Origin of the sequence: Amycolatopsis ruanii (assembly GCF_003385175.1) — a bacterium.
Taxonomy (GTDB): domain Bacteria; phylum Actinomycetota; class Actinomycetes; order Mycobacteriales; family Pseudonocardiaceae; genus Amycolatopsis_E; species Amycolatopsis_E thermalba.
Genome location: NZ_PQHY01000141.1, coordinates 1 through 5,610, shown reverse-complemented (window position 1 = coordinate 5,610; position 5,610 = coordinate 1). Strand labels below are relative to the sequence as shown.

4 protein-coding genes are annotated in these 5,610 nt (G+C 71.7%); 3 read left to right on the top strand and 1 reads right to left on the bottom strand.

The features are described from left to right. Positions 1 to 145 precede the first annotated feature (145 nt). The 3 genes from D0D28_RS37770 to D0D28_RS34945 all read left to right on the top strand — a co-directional run bounded on the left by D0D28_RS37770 (position 146) and on the right by D0D28_RS34945 (position 2,650). The gene (locus D0D28_RS37770) at positions 146 to 994 is read left to right on the top strand and encodes an acetoacetate decarboxylase family protein (protein WP_430732417.1); all 849 of its coding nucleotides are present in this window, start codon (positions 146 to 148) and stop codon (positions 992 to 994) included. Positions 995 to 1,345: 351 nt separating this feature from the next. Then, the gene (locus D0D28_RS34950; protein ID WP_167481490.1) at positions 1,346 to 1,654 is read left to right on the top strand and encodes a hypothetical protein; all 309 of its coding nucleotides are present in this window, start codon (positions 1,346 to 1,348) and stop codon (positions 1,652 to 1,654) included. Positions 1,655 to 2,341: 687 nt separating this feature from the next. Further along, positions 2,342 to 2,650, top strand: coding sequence for a hypothetical protein (locus tag D0D28_RS34945; RefSeq protein WP_167481489.1), 309 nt, complete (start codon positions 2,342 to 2,344; stop codon positions 2,648 to 2,650). A 231-nt stretch (positions 2,651 to 2,881) separates the two neighbouring features. Here D0D28_RS34945 and D0D28_RS34940 read toward each other — a convergent pair. Then, on the bottom strand, positions 2,882 to 5,610 hold a 2,729-nt coding region (locus D0D28_RS34940), incomplete at its 5' end, for a hypothetical protein (protein WP_116115463.1).

Sequence of the window (5,610 nt, the reverse complement as noted above, 5' to 3'; positions counted from 1 at the left end):
CTCCGGGCGTGCCGCCCCCTCCGGGCGGGGGTGCCCCGCACTCCAGGCGTCCCCCCCGGCAGTCCGGGCGGAGTGCGCGCGCGGGTCCCGTCCGCGCGGGAGCCGCGTCCGTCCCGTCGTCCCGATCCGATGTGAGGTCCGCCCGATGTCCGAATCGATCGACTACCCGCCCGAGCCGTGGGACCTGCGCGGCCACCTGCACGTCTCCGCGTGGGCGGTGCCCGTCCGGGAACTGCCGGAGCTGCCACCGGGTGTGCGGCCACTGGTGGTGGCCGGGCGGGCGCTCGTGCTCGCCGCGTGGGTCGACTACCGGCCGCCCGGTGTGCTGTCCTACCGGGAGCTGATGGTCACCGTGGTGGTGCGCGGCGGGCTCACCGTGACGATCCCGCACATCTGGGTGGACAGCCCGGCCTCGCTGGCCGGTGGTCGCGCCCTGTGGCACATCCCGAAGGAACTGGCGGAGTTCACGCTCACCGACGGACCGGAGTTCACGGCGGAGGCGCGTGTGGGTGGGGACGCGGCGGCGGGGGAGGCGCCTGCCGGTGGAGACCCGGTGGCTCGGCCGGAGTCCGCCGGGGCGGCGCGTGCTGATGCGGAGGGCCCTGCCGGTGGGGACCTGCTCGCCGGGCCGGAGGCGAGCGGGGAGACCCCGGCCGGCGGGGAACCGGTGGCCGGGCGGCCGAGCGCGGAAGCCGGCGCTGGTGGAGATCCGGAGGCCGCCGGGGCGGCGCCTGCCCGTGGGGATCTGCTTGCCGCGGCGGGGTTTCGGGCTCGGCGCGTGTTGCCGGTGCGGGTGCCGCTGGCGTTTTCCGTCCTGCAGCGCGGGCCCAGGCGCAGCGGGGTGCGCGTGGCCGCCCGGCTCGGGGTGGCCCGCTCGGTGTGGTGCGTCGGCGCGGGTGGGCCGCTTGCGTTTCTGGCCGGGCGTCGTCCGCTGGTCAGTCTGGTCGCGCGGGACTTCCGGATGCGGTTCGGCGGTGATCGCGCGAACCCGTGACACGCCGGGACGTCACACTACCGAGCTATTTGTCCGCCGAGAGCTTGCCTACGTACTGTGTCCGGTAATCCACCGGATCGAGGGGTTTAGACGCCGTACAACCGCGCACCTTCCGGCATCGTCACGCACCGTGAGAACTTCCGGGTAAGAAATGACCGGATAATCGCAGCGCATGACCCCCATCGGCCCGGGCGAGGTTTCCCGGGAGGGCAAACGTCGTTCGTCCGGGTGATGGGGTGGTGTCCGCTGAATTGCTGCGGCCCGGCCTTATCGGCTGCTATCGTCTGCCGTGCTCGTGACGGAGGTTTTCGTCGCGGCGGAACTGTAATCGAGTCGATGGGGAATAAAAAGGTGCTCAAGAAGTCCGCAATTGTCGCCGCTGCTGCGGCCGGTTTCATGATGATCGGTTCCCCGGCCTTCGCCACCCAGGGCGGAGGGTGGGACGACGGCGGCGACACCGGCCAGCTGGGCCTGGTCAACGTCGACGACGTTCTCAACGACAACAACATCGGCGTCTGTGACAACAACGTCAACGTTCTCGCCGTGCAGGTGGAGGACACCCTGAACGGCTTCGGCGTCTCCGTGCCGATCCTGTCCGGCGCGACCCACACCGAGGGTGGCGACACCTCGGACGTCTGCATCGCCGAGGCCGAGAACTGAGCCTGAATCCCACTGGGTTCAGGGTCGTCACGACCCCGGGCCGGCCACCTGTCCCGGTGCGGTCTGACTGCACTCCGGATGGCCCGGGACGGTTTTCTGGGTGAGAGCTGGCCGGTGCCGGTGTGAAACGGGTGCGGACGGGAACTACTGGTACTAGTTCCCGTCCGCACCCGGTCTTCTTCGGGTAGATAACGACGAACACCCGTGTCCGATTCGGATGCGGGTGTTTTGTCGTGCCCGCGATTCTACCGGTCTCCGGGTTGCCGCGCACGTCCGTCGCGTGGTGCGCCACAACCCGGTCCGGACCCACCTTCCGGCGCTCCAGGCCGAGGTGGACGGCCGTGAGATCACGCTACCGGGCTAATTTCCCGGTTCTCCCGAGTTACGGCTCGTATCCACTGCTCTACCGTATCGGGGGGTTTAGACGACGTACAACCGGCCGCCACAGCGGATGCTCACTCACAGTGAAAACGTCTCCGGCGGATGCAACCCGATAATCGCAGCGCATGCCACATGTGGGTCCCCGCGACGGTTTTCCGGGAGGTCAATCGTCGTTCGTCCGGGTGATGGCGAAGTCGCGCCGGATTTGCTTTCGACGCGTCGCCCCGGCTGATAATGTCTGCCGTGCTCGCGACGGAGGTTTTCGTCGCGGCGGAACTGTAAACCGAGTTGATGGGGATTGAAAAGGTGCTCAAGAAGTCCGCAATTGTTGCCGCTGCTGCGGCCGGTTTCATGATGATCGGTTCCCCGGCCTTCGCCACCCAGGGCGGAGGGTGGGACGACGGCGGCGACACCGGCCAGCTGGGTCTGGTCAACGTCGACGACGTGCTGAACGACAACAACGTCGGCGTCTGCGACAACAACGTCAACGTGCTCGCCGTGCAGGTCGAGGAGACCCTGAACGACTGGGGCCTCTCGGTGCCGATCGTCTCCGGCGTGACCGGCACGGAGGGTGGCGACAGCCCCGACGTGTGCGTCGCCGAGGCCGACAACTGAGACTGAACCACGCTCGGTTCAACCCGGTCCGGCCGCCTGTTCCGCTCGGTGCGACCGCACTCCGGATGGCCCGGGACGGATTCCGGCTGAGAGCCGGCCGGTGTGGAGCGGGTGCGGACGGGAACTACTGGTACTAGTTCCCGTCCGCGCCCGGTCCTTCCTCAAGCGGCAACACCAGAACACCCGTATCCGGATTCGGATACGGGTGTTTCGTCGTGCGCTGTTCCGGTTTCAGGCCGGCTGTGGCGCGATTCCGTCGGGCGCGCCCGTGCCCTCCGGCACCTCCGGCAGATCGGCCGCCGCCGGCTCGTGGCTGACCACGTACCGGCCGAGCTGGCGCCCCAGTTCGAGGTAGGCCCCGAACTTGCTGTCGTCGAAGAACTGGTCGCCCGTGCCGTCCCGGGGGAACTCCGGGTGGTGCGCGGCGTAGGACAGCAGCTCGTACGGCAGGTCCCGCCACAGCAGCGCCTTCGCCACGATCAGCCGTCCCACACCGGCCTGCCCGCTCTCGGCCGGGTAGTGGATCGTCCCGGTGATCACCGGGCTGTCCGACAACCTGCTGTTCAGGGCGCTCAGCGGGTGCTCGGGTTCGAGCGGTTCGCCGCCGCCGGGCTCGGCCCGCCACGGGTCGTCGAGCCGCACCCGCACGCCGAGTTCCTGCGTGGCCAGGGCGAGCGCGGACGCCAGCCCGCTCGCCGACGGCGGGGAGTCCGCGCCGGCGTCGATGCAGTAGATCGTCGTGCAGCGGCGGCGGAACAGCTCGACCAGCCCCAGGTTGTCGTAGTGCCCGCCGTCGGTCACGTGCAGCAGCCGGTCGGCGTGCGAGTGGATGCCCAGCACCTCGCGCAGCAGGTAGGGCAGGCGACGGGCGTGCGGCAGCGGCGGATAGGCCCACGCGGCGCGGTCGGTGCGCGGCGGGCAGCGCAGCAGCACGTCCGGGTTGGGCAGCCAGGTGCCCAGCCGCGCGCCGGAGAGCGCGAGCAGGATCTGGTACCAGCGCGAGGCGCGGCCCATCGACGACGCGAACGCCGCGCCGCTGATCGCGACCGCGCCCTGCACGGTGAGGTCGCGCTGGAACCGGCCGGGCACCGATTCCTGCAGGTGCGCGGTCTCGATCCAGCCGACGTCCGGGCCGCCGACCCAGCCGCTGCTCATCGTGTACGAGACCGCGTTGAGTCCGGGGGAGGTGCGGCCCTCGCCGGTCAGGTTCGCCGCGGCCGCGAACACCACGCGCGGGAAGCCCGCCGCGCGGCCGTAGGTCGCCAGCGAACTGCGTTCGGTGCTGGGATAGGGCGCGGCGACGACCTGCCCGTCTCCGCGGCGCACCCGGCGCACGGCGAAGGTGCAGGCCAGCCGTTCCCGGTAGAACGGGTGCAGGCTCAGCGAGGTCTCGTCGATCAGCCCGCCGAGCACGACCAGCACGACCACCAGGCCCAGCGCGGCCCACAGCAGGTCCGGCTCGCCCAGCGGCGTGATCACCGCGGCGAACAGCAGCAGCCAGGCCAGGGCGAGGACGGTGGTGGTGACGATCACCAGCAGCCGCTGGGTGAGGCTGGTCGGCAGGGTCGCGGTGAGCGCGTCGAGCGAGTCCCGGGCCTGGGTCACGACCTTGCGGTTGCGCCACCCGATGGTCGCCAGGGTGGACACGTAGGTCAGCAGCAGCGCGACGAACGGGCTGCCCAGGGCGATCGTGGGCGGGGTCAGGGTGAGCAGGCGGTCGGCCAGCCACGCCAGCGCGGGCAGGCCGAGCACGAGCAGCGCGATGAGGGCGGCCAGCAGTGCGAGCCGGCTGGACAGGCGCCGTGCGATCTGACGCAGCAGCAGCCTGGCCGGCGGGATCCAGCGGGCCACCAGGGAGACCGCCGCGGCGAGCACCAGCGTCAGGCCGAGCGAGAGCAGCGCGCCCGGCCGGGGCGCGGGGTAGCCGCCGTCGGCGGGGAACACCGTCAGCGGGACCTGCCGGTACAGCCAGCCGGTCACCACGCCCAGCACCACCGCCGGGGCGAACACGAGGAACAGCGACAGCAGCAGCCCCCGGGCCAGCACCCCCAGCGCGGTGAGCAGTTCGGCCGGGGTGTTGGCCAGGTAGCTGACGTGCCGCCGGACGTGGTCCTCCTCAGCGCTGCCCGGGCCGAACGCGGTCTCCGGGGTCGCGACCGGTTCGCCGGGCGGGGCCTGCTTCGGGTCGGTGGCCGTGGTGAGGGCCTGGACGAGGGCGCCCGCGGTGTAGCCGCCGCCGGACACCGACACCAGGTACTGGGCGCCGAGCAGCCGTTGCCGCAACGGCTGCAGCGCGCCGAGCGCGACGCTGGCCGAGCGGATCCCGCCACCGGACAGGCAGAACCCGGTGCCGCCGGTGGGTTCGCCCGGGGGCAGGCGGAAGCCGTTGCGCCAGCGGGTGCTCGCGGTCGCCTCGCCTGCGTCGCAGGCGCCGTCGGGGTCGTCGGGTTTCAGCGCGGCGGAGCACACGCCGCCGGGCACGTCGCGGTGCACCGGACGGACGCACCGGATGAGGGTGAGCGCGATGCCGTAGAGGGCGAGCAGGAGCGCCGGGAGCAGGCCGGCGAACTTGGTGACCGCGGCCGCGGTGGCGAAGTCCAGCAGGACCGGGTCCGGATCACGGGTGGCGGCCAGCAGGAGCGCGTTCTCGACGACGTCGGAGACGACCGCGACCAGCCCGGCGATGCGCGCGAAGCGGGCGATTTCGTGCGTCGCGGTGTGCGGCTGGGAGACCCACAGCGCGGCGGTGGTGCCGAGCGCGATCGCGAGCCCGTAGCCGGCGACGAGCGCGAAGTCCCACCACAGGGTGGCCGCGGTGCCGGGCGGGAACGGCAGTGGCTGCGCGCGCCCGCCGAGCTGGCGCCCCACGATCCCGGTGTCCTGGGCGAAGGCCAGGTACACCCCGGCCCCGGCACCGCCCAGCACCAGGGCGGCGACGGCGGTCAGCCCCGCCCTGGTGC